General features: G+C 43.4%; 17 protein-coding genes. 14 read left to right on the plus strand and 3 right to left on the minus strand.

The genetic code is table 11. The features are described 5' to 3' along the window. Nucleotides 1-21 precede the first annotated feature (21 nt). On the plus strand, nt 22-843 hold the full coding sequence (locus tag ADP71_RS02160) for an SMI1/KNR4 family protein (RefSeq protein WP_104931385.1): 822 nt from the start codon (nt 22-24) through the stop codon (nt 841-843). A 34-nt stretch (nt 844-877) separates the two neighbouring features. Here the strand turns inward: ADP71_RS02160 and ADP71_RS02165 are convergent, their stop codons facing one another. Further along, nucleotides 878-2233, minus strand: coding sequence for an MATE family efflux transporter (locus tag ADP71_RS02165; protein ID WP_171460854.1), 1356 nt, complete (start codon nt 2231-2233; stop codon nt 878-880). A 366-nt stretch (nt 2234-2599) separates the two neighbouring features. Beyond that, nucleotides 2600-3385, minus strand: a complete 786-nt coding sequence (locus ADP71_RS02170; RefSeq protein WP_019957317.1) for an inositol monophosphatase family protein — start codon at nt 3383-3385, stop codon at nt 2600-2602. 149 nt (nt 3386-3534) lie between these two features. Here ADP71_RS02170 and ADP71_RS02175 point away from each other — a divergent pair, with 149 nt between their 5' ends. The 8 genes from ADP71_RS02175 (at nt 3535) to ADP71_RS02210 (ending at nt 13840) form a co-directional block, all read left to right on the plus strand. Next, nucleotides 3535-4341: an RNA methyltransferase gene (locus tag ADP71_RS02175; RefSeq protein WP_171460855.1), complete on the plus strand. Its 807-nt coding sequence runs from the start codon at nt 3535-3537 to the stop codon at nt 4339-4341. A gap of 21 nt (nt 4342-4362) precedes the next feature. Further along, nucleotides 4363-5226: a DUF1853 family protein gene (locus ADP71_RS02180; RefSeq protein WP_019957319.1), complete on the plus strand. Its 864-nt coding sequence runs from the start codon at nt 4363-4365 to the stop codon at nt 5224-5226. Between the two features lie 166 nt (nt 5227-5392). Further along, nucleotides 5393-6706 carry a trigger factor gene (gene tig, locus ADP71_RS02185; protein ID WP_171460856.1) on the plus strand — a complete coding sequence of 438 codons (1314 nt, stop codon included), beginning with the start codon at nt 5393-5395 and terminating at the stop codon, nt 6704-6706. A gap of 87 nt (nt 6707-6793) precedes the next feature. Beyond that, entirely contained in the window at nt 6794-7414 is a 621-nt protein-coding gene (gene clpP, locus ADP71_RS02190; RefSeq protein WP_019957321.1) for an ATP-dependent Clp endopeptidase proteolytic subunit ClpP, read from the plus strand. Further along, nucleotides 7411-8706, plus strand: coding sequence for an ATP-dependent Clp protease ATP-binding subunit ClpX (gene clpX / locus ADP71_RS02195; protein WP_019957322.1), 1296 nt, complete (start codon nt 7411-7413; stop codon nt 8704-8706). The genes clpP and clpX overlap by 4 nt, the downstream gene beginning before the upstream one ends. A gap of 303 nt (nt 8707-9009) precedes the next feature. After that, nucleotides 9010-11484, plus strand: coding sequence for an endopeptidase La (gene lon, locus ADP71_RS02200; RefSeq protein WP_171460857.1), 2475 nt, complete (start codon nt 9010-9012; stop codon nt 11482-11484). 173 nt (nt 11485-11657) lie between these two features. Next, nucleotides 11658-11927 (plus strand): HU family DNA-binding protein, encoded by a 270-nt coding sequence (locus tag ADP71_RS02205; protein ID WP_104931389.1) that lies wholly within the window; start codon nt 11658-11660, stop codon nt 11925-11927. Between the two features lie 74 nt (nt 11928-12001). Continuing rightward, nucleotides 12002-13840, plus strand: coding sequence for a peptidylprolyl isomerase (locus ADP71_RS02210; protein WP_019957325.1), 1839 nt, complete (start codon nt 12002-12004; stop codon nt 13838-13840). A gap of 71 nt (nt 13841-13911) precedes the next feature. Here ADP71_RS02210 and ADP71_RS02215 read toward each other — a convergent pair whose 3' ends face one another. Further along, complete coding sequence (locus ADP71_RS02215; protein WP_019957326.1) at nt 13912-14493, minus strand: superoxide dismutase; 582 nt, start codon at nt 14491-14493, stop codon at nt 13912-13914. Nucleotides 14494-14695: 202 nt separating this feature from the next. On the opposite strand from ADP71_RS02215, the gene dnaB reads away from it, so the two are divergent. The 5 genes from dnaB (at nt 14696) to ADP71_RS02240 (ending at nt 19456) form a co-directional block, all read left to right on the plus strand. After that, nucleotides 14696-16108 (plus strand): replicative DNA helicase, encoded by a 1413-nt coding sequence (gene dnaB, locus ADP71_RS02220; protein ID WP_051082972.1) that lies wholly within the window; start codon nt 14696-14698, stop codon nt 16106-16108. A gap of 129 nt (nt 16109-16237) precedes the next feature. Beyond that, a complete protein-coding gene (locus tag ADP71_RS02225) occupies nt 16238-16879 on the plus strand; it encodes a GspH/FimT family pseudopilin (RefSeq protein WP_104932361.1) in 642 nt (213 codons plus the stop codon). Nucleotides 16880-16961: 82 nt separating this feature from the next. After that, the gene (gene pilV / locus ADP71_RS02230) at nt 16962-17630 is read left to right on the plus strand and encodes a type IV pilus modification protein PilV (RefSeq protein WP_158667067.1); all 669 of its coding nucleotides are present in this window, start codon (nt 16962-16964) and stop codon (nt 17628-17630) included. A 12-nt stretch (nt 17631-17642) separates the two neighbouring features. Next, complete coding sequence (locus tag ADP71_RS02235) at nt 17643-18857, plus strand: PilW family protein (protein ID WP_171460858.1); 1215 nt, start codon at nt 17643-17645, stop codon at nt 18855-18857. Beyond that, complete coding sequence (locus tag ADP71_RS02240; RefSeq protein ID WP_104931395.1) at nt 18842-19456, plus strand: pilus assembly PilX family protein; 615 nt, start codon at nt 18842-18844, stop codon at nt 19454-19456. The genes ADP71_RS02235 and ADP71_RS02240 overlap by 16 nt, the downstream gene beginning before the upstream one ends. Nucleotides 19457-19470 lie beyond the last annotated feature (14 nt).

A 19470-nucleotide genomic window follows, 5' to 3' on the forward strand; every position in this document is an offset into this window, starting at 1 on the left:
TTTACAGGGCGCTTTTATCATATGAAAAGGCAAGATATGTTGAGTTTGGCAGAGCGTTTGTATCAAGCCATCCACCAAGCCAGCCACAATATGGTGGCTGTGGATTGCTTTCAATTAGGCGTGACGCCAGAGTGTTTGGATGCGGCGGCACAACAGATGGACATGGTGTTGCCTGAAGACTTCAAAGCGCTTTACCAAGTTTACAATGGTGACAATGTTTCTGTGGCCGAGTATTTTTATGTGTTGGCAGGCTATGAATGGCTGAGTTTGGAGCGTGTGGTTGCGGTGTGGCAAGACTTTAAGGATGCAGGTTTGGCACAGTTTGAAGAAGATGATTTGGCACATGACTCTCGTGTTCGACCTGTGTTTTGGTCGGAAAAATGGCTGCCATTTGCCGATGACAATGGTTATTACTTGATGTTGGATTTGGACCCTGCGGAAGGTGGGGAATATGGACAAGTAATTTTATTGGCGAATGATGGTGAGCCTGTGAGCTGGATTGCGCCTTCTTTGAGTGTGTGGTTGGCATCTTACATTGAGGATTTGCACAATAAAATATGGGTATTTGACGTGGATTATCACGGTATGATTTTAGCCAGTGAACGAGCAGATTACCAACGTATTGAGCATGAAAAATCTACTCAAACGGGTTGTTTTGATCCGAACAGATTGGCGCAACAAGCGGCGTTAATGCAACAAATGAGTGAGCAAGTCAAACAGCTGGTTCCTGAAGCGATGTGGGCGCAATGGCAAAACATGGCGCACATGCCACTGTTGGATATGGATGATGCAACGTTAAAGGTTTTGCAAAATTTACAAAAATGCCTAAGTCAATCAGACTGATAGGTATTAAGCGTCCTGTAAAGTTATTTTGAGCTTAAACCAAAGCGGTAATGGATTTTTTCTTCCACACCCAATGGTAATATTGTCCTTGCATGATGCACAAACACACGAATGCTAAGGCATAAGCCATCCAAATGCCTGATAAACCCCAAATTTGGCTGAACCAATACGCGCATGGCAATTCGATGCCAATCACGGCTACAATGTTGATAATCATTGGTACCACGACTGTGCCACTGGCACGCATGATGCCTGCAAAAATGGCGCCTGCACCAAAAAACAGCAAACTCCACAACACGATGTGTAATAAATCCGAACCTAAAGCGACCACTTCTGGATTGGTAATGAACAAAGCCATTAAGTGATCTGCAAATAAATAGGCCAAGATAATCAAACCACCCGTCAAATATAAATTCATAGACAGTGCCGTCCATGTCACTTGAGCCAATTTTTGCATTTGTCCCGAGCCTATGGCTTGTGCGGCAAAAATAGAAGCCGCAATGGAAATAGATATCGCAGGAAACTGTACATAATTGTTCACTTGATTGACTGCGCCATAAGCGGCGGTGGCGTGTGGACCAAAGCCGTTGACCAATCCGATGATGACCAAACCTGCCAAAGAATTGGTGACCATTTGCACACCCGTGGGAATGCCCAATTTTAAAACCAACGGTGAAAGCTCGCGGTTAAAACGCAATTGGCTCAGGAGATTTTTATCAATGCGTAAAATATGGTGGCGACGATTCAAATAAACGACCAAAAACAGCATCACCAAGACATAACCTAAAATCGTGGCAACCGCAGGAGCCAAAATGCCAATAGCAGGAAAAAACAGCCAACCTTGGATGAGTGTGGGTGTGACGGTTAAACCGATAATACTCGTGAGTCCTAAAGCCAGTAAAGGGGTTTTGCTGTCACCTACGCCACGCAAAATCGATGTGTAAATAATGTAGACAAACAAAATAGGGCTGCCTGCGAGCATGGTTTGGACATAAGGTAGAGACAAAGGCAGTAAAGAAGGATCGGTGCCTAACAATGTTAAAATGTCTTTGGCGTAAATCACCCCAAAAATCGCAATCAAAGTGCCACCAATGAGCGTCATGAACAGCGTTGTGCCCATGATACGCCGTACTTGATCAGACTCACCTTTGCCCCAAGCTTGACCCACCAAAACAGTGGCTCCTGCCGACAAACCGATGGTGAATGCCATGAGGAAAAACAAAATGGGAAAGAAAACCGAAATGGCTGCAATGGCATTGACCCCCATCATTTGACCGACATAAATGGTATTGATGGTGCCTGAGAGTGATTGCAAAATATTGGTGGCAATCAAAGGCAGCAGGAAAAATAAAAATTGCTTGGTAAATGAGCGGCTGTGTTGATTAGGCATGGGCGTGTCCATCACAAATTATGAAAACATAGTAGGATGAATATAGGATAAAGACAAACCATGTATGGTTCAGTGATGGAATATTTGTGTTAAAGCAATGAAAAGCGGTGGTGAGGTTAAAATGTTGAGATGGGATGTGACAGGCAGTTTGCCTGTGGATAAGTTGGCAATTCATACACATTTTTTGTGTATAACCATGTTGATAACTGACCCAAGTGCTGAATCATAAGGAAAAATTACCCTTGATTAAAAAATAAGCAGTATCTGCCTCTTTTAATCTGAGATGGATAATTAATATAGATATAAATACAGACTATACTTAAAAAAGCGTCCTGTAAATACTTTACAGGACGCTGATTAATTTTATTAACGGTTTGCAGCAATCACTTGCAACATTTGCGCCAAAACTTTCGGAGGTGCTGCAACGATATTGCCAGTTTGCAACCAAGTTTGTTCGCCTTCAAAGTCGGTCACGATACCGCCAGCTTCTTGTACAATCAAAGAGCCTGCAGCGATGTCCCAAGGTTTCAAATTGTATTCAAAGAAACCATCCAAGCGACCTGCAGCCACATTACACAAATCCAAAGCAGCAGAACCTTCGCGACGTGCGCCTGCGGTTTTGCCCAAGAAGTCTTTCAAAATCGCCAAGTATTCGTCCATCATAGATTGGTCTACCACAGGGAAACCTGTACCAATGACGCATTCGTTCATGTCTTTGCGTTTAGAAACACGGATACGGCGGTCGTTGAGCAATGCGCCTTTGCCTTTGGCTGCCATGAACAATTCATTGCGTTCAGGTGCGAATACCAAAGCTTCTTGTACTTGACCTTTTTGTAAGAATGCAATCGAGATGGCGTATTGTGCGTGACCGTGCAAGAAGTTGGTGGTGCCATCTAATGGATCGATGATCCATTCGTATTCAGCTTTTGCTTTGCCGTGGCTGCCCGATTCTTCGGTCGTGATACGATGGTGAGGGTAAGCCTCAGACAATACTTCCAAAATGATGCGCTCAGATTCTTTGTCGACGTCTGATACAAAGTCATTAAAGGCTTTGCTGTCATAAGCCACTGCATCTAAATTGTTAGAAGCGCGGGTAATCATGCTGGCTGAGCGGCGAGCGGCTTTCAAAGCCGTATTCAAAAACGGGGTCATATTGTGATTTCCAAATTCATCGGGTGTAGCGTTACAATAGCCTCTTTCGTCGCAAGGGCGACGAGGCGGCAAAACTAAAGCTGTTAAAGAACAAAATCTAAGGCGTGCATTATAAACCAAATGCCGCCGCTACCCAAGAAGCAAACACCATGGAAAAACCTCAATTACCTGATTTTTTACAGAATATTACCGTTGTTTTGGCGCGTACTTCGCATCCATCTAACATCGGTTCGGCAGCTCGTGCAATGAAAACCATGGGTTTGACGCGTTTGACGTTGGTCGCGCCCAATTTGATTGCGACGCCACAAACAGAAATACCACCTGTGTTTGATGCTGAGCGTCCTGAAAACTTTGTGTTGCCAGAAGAAAGTTTTGTGTTGGCCTCTGGTGCGAAAGATGTGTTGGAAAACGCTCGCATTGTGGCAACCTTACAGGACGCTTTGGCGGACACGACTTTAAGCTGTGCTTTGACCAGCCGCAAACGCGAATTGACCGCGACCATGCACACACCGCGTGAACTTTGTCCGAATTTGATTGAAGCGGCACGCCAAGGTGAAAAAGTGGCGCTGGTGTTTGGCAATGAAACTTTTGGCTTGAGCATAGAAGAAGTGATGTTATGCAACCGTTTGATGACCATCAATGGCAACCCGAATTATTTTTCGCTCAACTTGGCGCAAGCGGTGCAAGTGGTGTGTTATGAGTTGTTCAGCCATGTGGATTTGAGCATGGATTATTTGCGTCCTGAACACGAATACGCCACACATGCGCAAGTAACAGGCATGGTCGGACATTTACAGGACGCTATGGATGCGGTGGGCTTTTTTGACCGCCGTCCGCGTGAGCGTTTGATGCGCCGTATGCAATCGGTGTTTGACCGTGCGCAATTGGAACGTGAAGAGATCGACATTTTGCGTGGCTTTTTTCACAATATTGAAAAAAAATTGAAACAAGATTGATTGTGTAAAGGCGGTCTGTAAATGAATTTTGCTTTGGATGCTTTGTGGTGGGAGCTCAAAACGCCACAAGTGCGGGATTTGGCGAGTTTGCTCACCGCACCGCCGCTGTGGCACAGCGGTGTGGAATTGTCGCACCGCACTTTGATTGGCGAGCAAGGTTTTCGTTATTTATTAAGCTTGGATGAGCGTCCTGAAAGCTTGTTAACGTATTTACAGGACGCTCGTCCGCAGTCGCATCGATTGGGTATTTATGCTGAGCATTTGTTGGCGTTTTGGTTAAGTCATGCACCGCATTGTCAATTGCTTGGACAAAATATTGTGTTGCAAGAACATGCTAAAAGCCCAACTTTGGGTGCTTTGGATTATGTCGCTCGTATCAATGATCGGCTTTATCATTTGGAATTGACGTGTAAATATTATGCGCACGCCCAACCTTTGCCACAACAATTGCGCGGCATACAAGCGCACGATACCTTGCAATCTAAGGCGGACAAATTGGTGCAGCAATTGGCTTGGAGTCGGCATGATTTGTTTGCGCGTTGGTGTGAAATGCAAGGCATTGATATAACTAATATTAAAGCAGTGACGGTGATTCGAGGCATGGGTTTTTGGCGTGATGCGGCGGTACCAATGCCGATCAATTCTTATGCTTGGCGTGGTGTGTATCTTGAAAAAAATGAGGTATGGCAGCATTTAGAGGGAACTCGTTATGCACAAGTCATGTCTAGGCAGTTATTATCACCATTGCGTGTGCCGTTGGAGGCGACTTTTGAATCTGTGGCGCCGTTGGGCGAAGCCGTTTGGTGTGCGCAATTGCAACAAAGACCTGATGGTTTTTGGCATGAAATCAGTCGCAGTATGCGTTTGCCTTGCAATGAGTGCTGAGAAGACTGTTTCAATTGGATTTGATTATGCTACACTAACGGACTATTTGTCCCTAGGATTGTCAAGCATAGAGACTTGATAACTTGGACAAGCTTTAATGATGCGTCCTGTAAACCTCAATGAGGGCGTAATTAAGATTGATTGATAACATATAAGGTTAATGGATATGGACGTAACTGTGGAAAACTTGGAAGGCTTGAACCGTAAAATCACTTTGGCATTGCCATGGGCTGGCATCACTGCAGAAGTAGACAAAAAATTGTCTCAAGCACAACGCAAAGCTAAGGTTCAAGGTTTCCGTCCAGGTAAAGCACCATTGAAAATGGTTGAAGCGATGCACGGTGCGGATATCCGCAATGAAGTGTTGAACGACGCTGTCGTTAAAGCATTTTACGAAGTGGTTGAAGCACAAAAATTGCGTGTGGCTGGTTTCCCACGTTTCAACGAAGTTGAAAACCAAGATGATGAAAACACTTTCAAAATTGATGCTCAATTTGAAGTGTTCCCAGAAATCAAAGTAGGCGACTTGTCTGCTCAAGAAATCGAAAAATTCACGACTGAAGTGTCTGATGCTGAAGTAGACAAAACCATCGACATCTTGCGTCAACAACGCACTCGTTACAACCACGTTGAACGTGCAGCGCAAAAAACTGACCGTGTCATCATCGATTTTGAAGGCAAAATCGACGGTGAATTGTTCGAAGGCGGCGCTTCTCAAAACTACCCATTCGTTTTGGGTCAAGGTCAAATGTTGCCTGAGTTTGAAGCGGGCGTTGAAGGCTTGAAAGAAGGCGAAACCAAAGACGTTGAAGTGAATTTCCCAGAAGATTACCAAGGCACACAAGTAGCTGGTAAAACTGCGGTATTCACCATCACTTTGAAAAACGTGTCTGAAGCTGCGTTGCCAGAAGTGAACGAAGAATTTGCGAAGCAATTGGGTGTTGAAGATGGCGACGTTGCGAAAATGCGCGACGAAGTGAAAAAAAATGTTTCTCGTGAAGTGAACCGTCGTGTTGCAGAGAAAACCAAACAAGCGGTAATGGATGCTTTGTTGGCTGTGACTGAATTTGACGTGCCACAAGCTTTGATTCAAGATGAAGTGGCTCGCATGATGGAAGATGCGCGTCAAAACTTTATCAATCAAGGTTTTGATGCTGCTCAATTGCCACAATTGCCTGCGGAAATGTTTGCTGAACAAGCAACGCGCCGTGTGAAATTGGGTTTGATTTTGGCTCAATTGGTAGAAGAAAACCAATTGCAACCAACAGATGATGAAGTTCGTGACATTGTGGCTGAATTTGCTGAGAGCTACGAAGATCCTGCTGAAGTCATCGAATGGTACATGAATGACGCTGAGCGTCGTCAAGGTCCTACCGCTTTGGCTACTGAAGGCAAAGCTGTAGCGTTTGTATTAAGCCAAGCAAAAGTTGCTGACAAAGCCTTGTCATTTGACGAAGTAATGGGCAATACTGCTGCTTAAGTAGAGTATTAACATACACTAAGCACCAAGACAGCTAAGTGTTGTTTTGGTGCTTTTTTCACAATTGTGACCAAAAGGTGAGACGATATGCAACCGACTATTGAATCTTTGGGCTTGGTGCCTATGGTAGTAGAACAAAGCGGCCGTGGCGAACGTGCTTATGATATTTATTCACGTTTGTTAAAAGAACGCATCATTTTTATGGTCGGTCCTGTAACAGATGATTCTGCCAATTTGGTGGTGGCACAAATGTTGTTCTTGGAAAGTGAAAATCCAGACAAAGACATTTATTTGTACATCAATTCTCCAGGCGGCTCAGTGACAGCGGGTTTGTCTATTTACGATACGATGAACTTCATTAAGCCAGATGTGTCCACTTTGTGCTTGGGACAAGCTGCCAGCATGGGTGCATTCTTATTGTCAGCAGGTACCAAAGGCAAACGTTTTGCATTGCCAAACAGCCGTATTATGATTCACCAACCATTGTTGGGTGGTTTAGGCGGTCAGGCTTCTGACATTGAAATTCATGCCAAAGAGTTGTTGAAAATCAAACGCAAATTGAATGAATTGATGGCAGAACACACAGGAAAACGTGTGGCGCAATTAGAAAAAGACACCGATCGCGACAATTTTATGTCTGCTGAAGAAGCGTACAAATATGGTTTGGTCGATCAAGTCATTAACAGCCGAGATAGCGTAAAAGCATGATGGATAAACTAAAAGAATGCTCATTTTGCGGCAAAAATGAAAATGAAGTCCGTAATCTGATTGAGGGTCAGCAAGGCTGCATCTGCAATGAGTGTGTGGCAGCATGCAGCGTATTGTTTGAGCAAGGTCAAGAACACAGCACAGACAATGAAACGAGTATTGATTGGGATGATGGCAATTTGCCGACGCCTGCGCAAATGGTTGAGAGCTTGAATGACCATGTGATTGGTCAAGATGCGGCGAAAAAAGCATTGTCTGTGGCAGTGTACAATCATTACAAACGTTTGCGTCATCCTAAGGCCAAGCAAGATGATGTTGAATTGGCTAAGAGCAATATTTTGTTGGTTGGTCCTACGGGTTCGGGCAAGACTTTATTGGCACAAACTTTAGCACGCAAATTGAACGTACCATTTGTAATGGCAGACGCGACCACCTTAACTGAAGCGGGTTATGTGGGTGAAGATGTTGAGCAAATTATCACTAAATTGTTGGGTAAGTGCGAGTTTGATGTGGACAAAGCGCAACGTGGCATTGTGTATATTGATGAAATCGATAAGATTGCACGTAAAAGCGAAAACCCATCTATTACCCGAGATGTATCTGGTGAAGGCGTGCAACAAGCTTTGTTGAAATTGGTTGAAGGTACTGTGGCATCTGTACCGCCACAAGGTGGCCGTAAGCATCCTAATCAAGAATTCATTGAGGTAGATACCACGAATATTTTGTTCATTTGTGGTGGTGCGTTTGATGGTTTGGAGAAAATCATTCGCCGTCGCTCTGAAAAAGGTGGTATTGGTTTTGGTGCGGAAGTCGTGAGCAAAGACGAAAACAAATCGGTGGGTGAACTGTTCAAAACAGTGGAACCTGAAGATTTGATTAAGTTTGGTTTGATTCCTGAGTTGATTGGTCGTTTGCCTGTTATCACAACTTTGGCTGAGTTAGACGAAGTAGCAATGATTGAGATTTTAACCGCACCGAAAAATGCTTTGGTGAAACAATACCAAGTGTTGTTTAACATGGAAAATATCGAGTTGGCGTTTGAGGATGAAGCCTTGCGCTCGATTGCAAAATTGGCGTTGGCGCGTAAAACGGGTGCTCGTGGTTTGCGTTCGATTATGGAATCTGTATTGCTCGAAACCATGTACCATTTGCCTGATTTGAAAAAACAAGGTTTGCAAAAAGTGGTGGTAACTCGAGCAGTCATTGATGACAATGCGCAGCCTGAATTTATTTACGATGTTGACGATATGAAACCTAAGCGTCGTAGCACTGCTAAAAAAAGTGCTAGTTAAATCAGTTTGACGTATGAAAACGCTGCCTAATGGTGGCGTTTTTTGTTTGGATTGATGGTTAAAACCACGCTCAGAATTAAAAAATGTTGTGGTGCAATGAATCGTTTGCATTAAGTAACAGTCATATGTAAAGCTTATCATGTTGATGAATAGAAAAAATGTATTGGGAGGTAAAAGTGAGAAGTGAACAGCCAATTATTTTTACTTGTGGGATTGAAATCTCATTGCAAAGCACTTGAATTTTCTTTGATGAGACCCATTTGTTAGCCAATTAATTAATTTAAGATAGAAAGATGAGACCCTATGGCTGGAGAATCTTCTGCTGACAAAAATCAGCAAACCTTACCGATGTTGCCATTGCGTGATGTGGTCGTTTACCCATTCATGGTCATCCCTTTGTTTGTTGGGCGTGATAAATCTATTGCAGCATTGGATGCAGCAATGGAGCAAGACAAACCCGTTTTTCTATTGGCGCAGTTAAATCCTCATGAAGAAGACCCTAAAGTCGATGATTTACATCGCATGGGTACGATTGCCAATGTCTTGCAAATGTTGAAGTTGCCTGATGGTACGGTGAAAGTGTTGGTTGAGGGTGTGGAACGTGCTCAGGTTTTGGACTTGAATGATACTGACCAAAATTATTTTTTGGCACAAGTAGAACAAGTGCAAGAGTTTCAGGACGACCCTGTTGATACTGAAGCCATGCGTCGTACTTTGTTGTCTCAATTCGAACAATTGAGCAAATTGAATAAAAAAATTCCATCAGAAGTGATTAGCACTGTTAATGGTATTGAAGATGTGAGTCGCTTGGTAGATACCATTGCAGCGCATTTGCAAATTAAGCTAGAGCATCGTCAAGAATTATTGACCATGTTGAATGTGTCTGAGCGCTTGGATGCTTTGTTACAGCAGTTAGAAGCCGAATTGGATATTTTGCAAGTTGAAAAGCGTATTCGTGGTCGCGTGAAACGTCAGATGGAAAAATCACAACGCGAATACTATTTGAATGAGCAAGTGAAAGCGATTCAAAAAGAATTGGGCGAAGGCGATGAGCGTAGCGAGTTAGAAGCGTTAGAGCAAAAAATTAACACTGCTGGTATGAGTAAAGAAGCGGAAGAAAAAGCCCTGTCAGAACTCAAAAAATTGCAAATGATGCCGCCGATGTCAGCAGAATCAACCGTGGTTCGCAATTACATTGATACTTTGTTGGATTTGCCGTGGAAAAAGAAAAGCCGTGTGAGCAAAGACATTGCCAAAGCTGAAAGCGTCCTGAATGCTGACCATTATGGTTTGGATAAGGTCAAAGAACGCATTTTGGAATTTTTGGCAGTACAAAAACGTGTCGATCGCATCAAAGGTCCAATTTTGTGCTTGGTAGGCCCTCCTGGCGTGGGTAAAACGTCTTTGGGTGAGTCGATTGCCAAAGCTACAGGTCGCGAATATGTGCGTATGGCTTTGGGTGGTGTGCGTGACGAAAGCGAAATTCGTGGTCATCGCCGTACTTATATTGGTTCTATGCCTGGCAAAATTTTGCAAAATATGACCAAAGTCGGTGTGAAAAATCCATTGTTCTTACTCGATGAAATCGACAAAATGGGTCAAGATTTTCGTGGTGATCCAGCCAGCGCATTGTTAGAAGTATTGGATCCTGAGCAAAACCACAGTTTTTCTGATCATTATGCGGAAGTGGAATACGATTTATCTGATGTGATGTTTATTGCGACATCCAATACTTTGAATATCCCATCGGCTTTGCTCGATCGCATGGAAATCATCCGCTTGTCAGGCTATACCGAGGATGAAAAAGTCAGTATAGCGATGCAGTATTTGGTGCCCAAACAGCTGAAAACCAATGGTGTGAAAATCAATGAAGTCGTGGTGGAAGAGTCGGCTGTACGTGACATTGTGCGTTATTACACGCGCGAAGCAGGTGTGCGCTCATTAGATCGTGAAGTGGCTCGCATTGCACGCAAAGTGGTGATGCAGCAGGTATTGGCAGAAGACAAAGCAAAAACCAAAGCAGCCAAAGCGGAAATTAAAGCTGCAGCGAAAGAATCGATTGTGGTCAGCGCTGCAAATTTACACGATTATTTGGGCGTGCGCCGTTTTGATTTTGGTGTGGCGGATTCTGAAAACCGTGTCGGTCAGGTGACAGGTTTGGCATGGACGGAAGTCGGCGGTGAGTTATTGACCATTGAAGCCACTGCTTTGAAAGGCAAAGGCAATATCATTCGCACAGGTCAATTGGGCGACGTGATGCAAGAGTCTATTACGGCAGCGATGAGTGTGGTGCGTACGCGTGCCGCTAATTTAGGTATTGCGCCTGATTTTTACGAAAAACACGACATCCATGTGCATGTGCCTGAAGGTGCAACTCCTAAAGATGGTCCAAGCGCAGGCATTGCCATGACTTTGGCGATTGTCTCTTCATTGACCAATATTCCTGTGCGTGCGGATGTGGCGATGACCGGTGAAATCACTTTGCGTGGCGAAGTATTGCCGATTGGCGGCCTGAAAGAGAAATTGTTGGCGGCATTGCGTGGTGGTATCAAACACGCGTTGATTCCAAAAGACAATGTCAAAGATTTGGAAGAAATTCCTGCTAATGTCAAAGATGCGTTAACCATTCATCCAGTGCAATGGATTGATGAAGTCTTGGCATTGGGCTTGGCAGAAGATCCTAAGCCTTGGGTTGAGCCAGAAAGCATTGAAGCTGTTTTACCTGTTGCCGATAACGAATCTGTTGCAAAAACGGGTACTAAAGCGACTAAGCATTAATTTTTCTGCAAAAATGTGGGCTTGTTCGTAAAACAGTGGTAAAAATAGCGGCAAGCCCCCATTGCTGCTTGACATGCTAATTTTAGCCTTGTTATAAAGCAGGTATGGATGGAATTGCTTAACCTTAGGCGATGAACTCTATCAACGAATAACCACAGAAAGGGACTTTCATTGTGAATAAGTCTGAACTCATTGATGCAATCGCACAAAGTGCGGATATTTCTAAAGCAGCTGCAGGCAAAGCTTTGGATGGAATGGTGACTGCCGTTACAGAAGCTTTGAAAGAAGGCGATACCGTAACTTTGGTTGGCTTTGGCACCTTTTATGTGGGTGAGCGCGCTGAGCGCAAAGGTTGCAATCCAAAAACTGGCGAAGAAACTACTATTGCTGCTGCCAAGTCACCTAAATTCCGTGCTGGCAAGGCATTGAAAGACGCTTTATAATTGTATTTGGCCGTAACTGAAAAGGTGAACATTCGGGTTCACCTTTTTTATTATTTTAAGGTAGGCATACCAACATGTTTAATTTTGTTCAGAAGTATTCGACTGCATCCAAAGTAATTTTGGGTTTGATTGGTTTGACATTTGTAGTAGCTGGCGGTGTTGCAGGTACTGGCGCCATCAGCAGTGACAATTATTTGGTAAAAGTAGGCGATCAAGAAGTGACTTTGGATAAGGTGCGAGATGTTTTGCGCCAACAGCAAGGCGATATTACTGATCAAGTGCAAAAAGACATTTTGCAGGCTTTGACTCAAGAGGCTTATTTGTTTGCTGGCGCGCAGCAAATGGGCGTGACCGTGTCCGATGAGCAATTGAAAAAAATCATCATGGCGCAGTCTATTTTCCAACAGGACGGTACGTTTCAAGAAAAATTGTACCAAGATTACTTGCGTAATAATGGTTTGAAAGAAGAACAATTTTTAGAAGGTTTGCGCAAGGATTTCTCTTTGCAAACGGTTTTGAATTTGATTCAATCTAGTCAAATTATGGCTGATAGCCAATTGAATCAAGCCATCCAGTTGTTTGAAGCACCGCGTACCATTCGTACTATGACGTTCAGCCCTGAGCAATTTGCTAGCAAAGTGGACACCAGCGATGCGGCCTTAAAAGCTTATTACGATGCCCATCAAAAAGACTTTATTCAAACCCAAGGTTTGAAATTTAATTTTCTGGTGTTAAGCGGTAATGAAGTTTTGAGTCAGTTGAAAGTCACTGATGAAGAAGCCAAAGCTTATTTTGATAAAAATCAAGCCTCTTTACCTGAAAAGCGCCGTGTAGCGCATATTTTGCTTGCATTTGAACAAGGTGCAGACGAAGCATCTAAAGCACAAACCAAGAAAAAAGCAGAAGCTTTGTTAGCCAAAGTGAAAGCCAAGCCAGCTGACTTTGCTGCTTTGGCTAAAGAAAATTCGCAAGACCCAGGTTCGGCACAAAATGGTGGTGATTTGGGCTTTTTTGCCAAAGATGGCACGATGGTCAAGCCGTTTGAAGATGCTTCATTTGGCTTGAAAAAAGATGAAATCAGCGGCTTGGTAGAAACAGAGTTTGGCTATCATATTTTGAAAGTATTGGAAGTCGGCCAGACATTCGACAGTCAAAAAAATCAAATCATTGATACTTTGCGCCAAGAAAAAATTAAAGCTGCGGTAGATGCCAAGAAAAAACAATTGATTGATGCGGCGATCAAACATGGCGATGATTTGAATGCGGTGGCTAAAGCCACAGGCTTGGCTTCGCAACCTGTGGGTGAGTGGGTGACGGCCGAGCAAGCCAAGCAAGCACAAATGCCAGAAGCTTTGCAAAAAGTCTTGTTTGATGCCAAAACCATTGCTGATAAAAAAGTGACTGAGCCGATTGATGTGGGTCAAAATACTTATTGGGTGGTACAAGTGACCGATGTGCGTCCTGAAAAGCAATTGAGCTTGGAAGAAGCCAAAGCACAGGTGAAACAAGCGCATACTGTGGCTGAGGCGAATAAATTGGCGCAAGCGGCTGCCAAAGAGGCTTTGGATAAATTGCAAAAAGGTGAAAGCGCGACGGTAACGTGGTCGCCTGCGGCTGAAATGTCGCCACAACAAGCACAACAAACCATGCCGCCTGAAGCATACCGCCAATTGATTGCGGTGCGTCCAAGCGAAGGTAAACCACAATATGTTTTACTCGAAGGTTTACCTGCGCCCGTTTTGGTGGCGGTGGATAAAATTGGTACGGTCGAAGCCAAGCCAGAAATGTTACAGCAAATGCAAGGCTTGTTGGGTAAAAACCAAAATGATGGTGCTTTGATGGGTTATATTCAGTATTTGCAAACACAATTCCCAGCTCAAAAAGGGACACAAGAATTGACTTCAGCACAATAATGCTGTGATGGGTAAAGTATGAAAAAAGCGTCCTGTAAATATTTACAGGACGCTTTGTTTATTGGGTTGAATTAAGCAGCGAAGCGTTTAGCCACTTCTGCCCAATCCACGATTTCCCAGAAGCCTTTCAAGTAGTTAGGACGGCTATTGCGGTAGTCGATGTAGTAAGCATGTTCCCAAACGTCACAAGTCAACAAAGCGGTGTTTTCTGTGGTCAATGGGGTTGCTGCATTGCTGGTAGATACCAATTCCAATTCGCCAGCTGGAGTTTTAACCAACCAAGCCCAACCTGAACCGAAAGTGCCCGCAGCTACTGCGCCAAATGCTTCTTGGAATTTCTCGAAAGAACCCCATTTTGCATCGATGGCAGCAGCCAAGTCACCAGCAGGTTTGCCTTCGCCTTTAGGCGTGAAACCCAACCAGTAGAAGGTGTGGTTCCAGATTTGAGCGGCATTGTTGAATACGCCACCAGAAGATTTTTTCACGATTTCTTCCAAAGACGCTTCTTCAAATTCAGTGCCTTTGATCATGTTGTTCAAGTTGGTGATGTAAGTTTGGTGGTGTTTGCCGTAATGGAATTCCAAAGTTTCTTTAGACAAATGAGGCGCTAAAGCATCCAAAGCGTATGGTAATTCTGGTAATTTATGTTCCATGATGTGACTCCATATAAATTCATCGTTAAACAATTTGAATAACATATTGTTATGTTGTGGGACTATTCTACTGTGTTTTGTTTGATAAGGTAACTGTTGATGTGCAGCTTTTCGGTAATTGAAAACGTCTGCTTTGATTTAGGTTCTAATAGATTTGTAGAACAGTGTTAAAATAACGCTCGAATTGAATTAAAGGATGAGCATGTCTGAGCCTTTTGATGCCCGTGATTACGAGGCTGGCCATGATGAAGTATTGGCAGTGTTGCCGCCGCATTCTATTGAAGCGGAACAGGCTGTGTTGGGTGGTTTGTTATTGGAAAATAGCGCCTATGATCGCATTGCGGATATTTTGAGCGAAGAAGATTTTTACCGCCAAGAGCACCGTTATATTTTCCGTGCCATTGCACGCATGATTGAGTTATCGCGTCCTGCTGACGTGGTTACAGTACAAGAGCAATTGCAGCAGCAAGACGAATTGCAAGCTGTGGGCGGTTTGGCATATTTGATTAGCGTGGCACAAAATACGCCATCGGCTGCGAATATTCGCCGTTATGCTGAAATTGTACGTGAGCGTTCGGTACGCCGCCAATTGGCCAAAGTGGGTATGGAAATTGCCGAAATGGCACGCAATCCACAAGGGCGTGAGGCCAGTCAATTGCTTGACGAAGCGGAAAATCAAGTATTCCAAATTGCCGAAAGCAATAGCCGTGGTCAGCAAGGTTTTTTGAAAATGCCCAATTTGCTCAAAGAAGTGGTTGAGCGCATTGATATGTTGTACTCGCGTGACAATCCAGATGAAGTTACGGGCGTATCCACTGGCTTTTTGGATTTAGACAAGCGCACTTCAGGCTTGCAGCAAGGTGATTTGATTATTGTTGCAGGACGCCCATCTATGGGTAAAACGGCATTCTCGATGAATATTGCCGAACATGTTGCCGTACATGAGCATTTGCCTGTGGCTGTGTTTTCGATGGAGATGGGTGGTACGCAATTGGTCATGCGTATGCTCGGTTCCGTGGGGCGTTTAGATCAACATGTGTTGCGCACAGGTCAATTGGGCGATGAGCATTGGAATAAGCTCAATGATGCGGTAGTGAAGTTGTCTGATGCGCCGATGTATATTGATGAAACACCGGGTTTGACTGCATTGGAATTGCGTGCTCGTGCTCGCCGTTTGGCGCGTCAATATGGTGGTAAATTGGGTTTGATTGTCATTGACTATTTGCAATTGATGTCAGGTTCAGGACGCAGCAGTGATAATCGTGCGTCTGAATTGGGTGAAATTTCTCGCTCTTTAAAAGGTTTGGCTAAAGAGTTGAGTGTGCCTGTGGTTGCTTTGTCACAATTGTCCCGTTCGGTTGAGCAAAGAACCGATAAGCGTCCGATGATGTCTGACTTGCGTGAGTCTGGTGCGATTGAGCAAGATGCAGATATCATTATTTTCATGTATCGTGATGAATATTATAATCCTGATACCCAATACAAAGGTTTGGCAGAAGCCATCATTGCCAAGCACCGTAACGGTCCAACAGGGAAAGTGGCTTTGACCTTCTTAGGACAGTATGCCAAATTTGACAATGCAGCGTTGCCTGAAGGCGGTTGGGATGATGAGTAGTTTGCTTCGTTTGTCTAAATGAGTTGCCATTGGTCATATCTTGATATGGTAGCCATGACTTTGAATCTATACTGATTGTATGTCATCAAATTATTTACTAGGGCAATTTTGTTAAATTGAGAGTTTAGGATGAAAAAGCAAATAGGCTTTACCTTAATTGAGTTGATGGTCACCATTATTATCATGGGTATTATGGCCGCTATTTCCCTGCCTGCCATGAATGGATTTATGGAGCGTCAGCGTATTAAAAGTGCATTAAATGGCTATGCCAATGCGTTAACTTTTGCACGCAATGAGGCCATTCGTCAAAATGTACCAGTGATAGCTTGTGGTGCCAGTATCAGTACAACAGGTCAATTGGCAGGTTGTGCCAATAATACGAAGTCTTGGTCTGAGGGTGTCTTTGTTTATGCGGATGTGAATAGAAATTCGGCTTATAACAGCACTGTCGATCGCAATATTCGTGTATTCAACAGTCCTAATGCGGGTAGTGGCGTGGCAGATGCGAACAAGTTGGATATTGCAGTTAAACTTAGTCCCTTGACTGGTACTAGTGCTGTCACAAATCCAAATATTCAATTTTTACCCAATAGCCAAGTGGTGATTAATGATGTCGCCAGTGCCAATTATGTGGTGATTGATATGCAATCCAAAAACAATACGCAACATACAGGTCGTGTATTGTTAGGGCTAACGGGAAAAATCATATCTTGCTCACAGCAAGTTAAATCTAATAATACAGGCAATAAAATTGCTGAATTATGTGGCTAGTGAGTCCAAGTAATATTAGATTGTGTTGGTTCCGTTATTCGTAAAAGTCATTAAGTAACCTAATCGTTTTGTGGATTGAAAAATGAAAAACCATCATTACCCATTTAGTCACAGACAACATGGCTCAACCTTGCTAGAAATTTTAGTCTCTGTATTTGTGTTGGGTTTTGGTTTGTTGGCATTGGTTTCCATGCAGTTGAAAACTGTGACTTCGGCCAGAGAGGCTGAAAATCAGACCATTATTGCCCATGCTGGTGATTCTTTTGTTGAAGCAATGATGATGAATCCTGCACGCAGCTTGGTAGAAAAAAACAATGAGGCATTGGCATTGCAGCGCGATTTTGGTGCATATGTGGATTTGACTGATGGCAGCATTACTAAAAATTGTACTGATGACAGTGCATTGTCTTTAACGGGCACTGCAGGAACGAGTACCAGTGGCGTTAATAAGGAAGCTGTTGCCAAAGCACATGTATGTAGCTTTGTGAAGAGAATCAATCAAATTCCAAGTTCAGGTAAAGTGAGTTGGAATATTTGCCAAGAGCAATCAGATAGCATTGCCACCGCACCGAGTTTTACAGGCACGGGAGATGATAAGAAAATTGCTTGTGGTGGTGCTGGAACGAATTTTGTTTTGAAGGTGATTTGGGAACAAGAGTTAGAAGATGCAGAACAATATAAAAATACAGATATTATATTGAATGAAGACAATACTGCGGTTTTGTATACTTACCAAGTACCGATTGGTTAATAGAGAATAAATATGAAGCTTAATTCAGGAACGAAACCGCGTTTGAGTGGTATGTCGAGACAGTATCCATCGTCTTATGCATATCAATCGGGCTTTACTTTGATTGAGTTTGTAGTAGCCTCTGCTTTAGGCTTAATGATTATTTTAGCCATAGGTGGGGCATATGTAGCCACTCAAAGAGTCAATGAAACTGCTTCGATGCGAGTAGACCGCCAACAAGAGTTGCGGTTAGCAAGCAATTTATTGGTGCGAGATGCCCGTATGGCAGGGACGTTTGGTTGTGCTAACGTAGCTACTTTTACAGATAATGGCGCAAGTATTGATCACAGCTCTTTGGACAAAGATCAAGATGCCAGCTATTTCAATGTCAATACCACAGCGAATGATGATCGTGTTTTTGCAACACGGATTTTGGCATCTGATTCTGATGTCATGAGTGCGATTGATAATACGTTTGTTGCTGCTGCGGGTTCTGATGTGGTGATTTTTAATTATGGAATCAACCCTCAGCCTTTGTTGGCAACCACACGCAGTGGCGTCAATGGCTTGGCAGGATTTTCTGTGCCAAGCGGTACTACTTCGAGTTTTAATTCTACTGGCGATAGTGTTGCTGATTCAGCAAGATTGGTATTGTCTAGTTGTCAACGTGTAGATATTTTAAAGCGTAATCAGTTAACGATTGCGGGTGATGCTGCGACTTTGGATGCAAGTTTGGGTGATATTCCTATGTATCAAGCAGGTGAGAATATCAAAAATATCATCAATCAAACAGGTGCTATTGGCGGTGAAGGACATTTCGCATCACAGGCAAACTTAAGTAATCTGTATACAGTGGCTTATGTGGTAGGTAAAGTTCAAGGTGATTCACAAGCGAATGCATTGTATCGGTTTGAGTTGCAAACCAATGGCGCATGGACACCACCACAATTACTGGCCAGTCATGTCAGTAACTTGAAAGCAGAATATATTTATGTGAATAACTGTGTGGTTGTAGATAATCCTACTGTGGCTGAAAGCTATTTTGTTAGTCAAGCTGCATTCCTAGAGAAAAATAATGCTTCAGGCCATATGCAAGTATTAACGCCTAATGGCGTGCAGTTGAAAATAACCCCATCTGCAATCAATACCATTAGCAATGCATCTGAAACATTAACCAGCAATAATGACTTACAAGTGATGGTATTGAATGCCGCCATGCGAGGAGCAGATGCATGTATAGCCGAGTAAAGCAACAGGGATTCACGTTATATATCGTTTTGGTATTAATGGCGATTATTGCAACGTTGGTCTTGGCTGGAGGCCAAACGCTGAATACAGAAATGCGTATCAGCAGCAATGATGCGGATAAAAAATATGCTTTTGGATTGGCAGAAGAAGCTCTAAAAGCGGGTGAGTTGTATGCTTTAGAAACCATACATCCTACGGAAGTATTAGCCAATCCATTAATTACTAGCAGTTTAGAAGAGTTGGTTCCTCGAGCTGATGTTTTTTTTGATGAAATGGTGGGCTCTGGGAAATTATTTACTGAGGACTGTGATAATGGTTTATGTGCTCCTGCCATGGAGCAGTCTGGAGGAAGTGGCGCTTATGCTGATACGCCTGCTTGGAAGCGAGATATATTTGTTGATGGTAAATCAATTGAATATATATTAAGTGACGCTAATGTTTCTCAATCCCCTCGCTATATTATTGAGTTTTTAGGTCCTTCTGCGGATGTGAGTAACACTTTATATCGTGTTACTGCAAGAGCTTGGGGTAGAAATGCCACAACAGAAGTCACTGTGCAATCTGTCATTAGCATCAACAACCAGCTGGAAATAGATTAATTACAATGATAAAG

Origin of the sequence: Vitreoscilla sp. C1 (assembly GCF_002951955.2) — a bacterium.
In the GTDB taxonomy this organism is placed as follows: domain Bacteria; phylum Pseudomonadota; class Gammaproteobacteria; order Burkholderiales; family Neisseriaceae; genus Vitreoscilla; species Vitreoscilla stercoraria.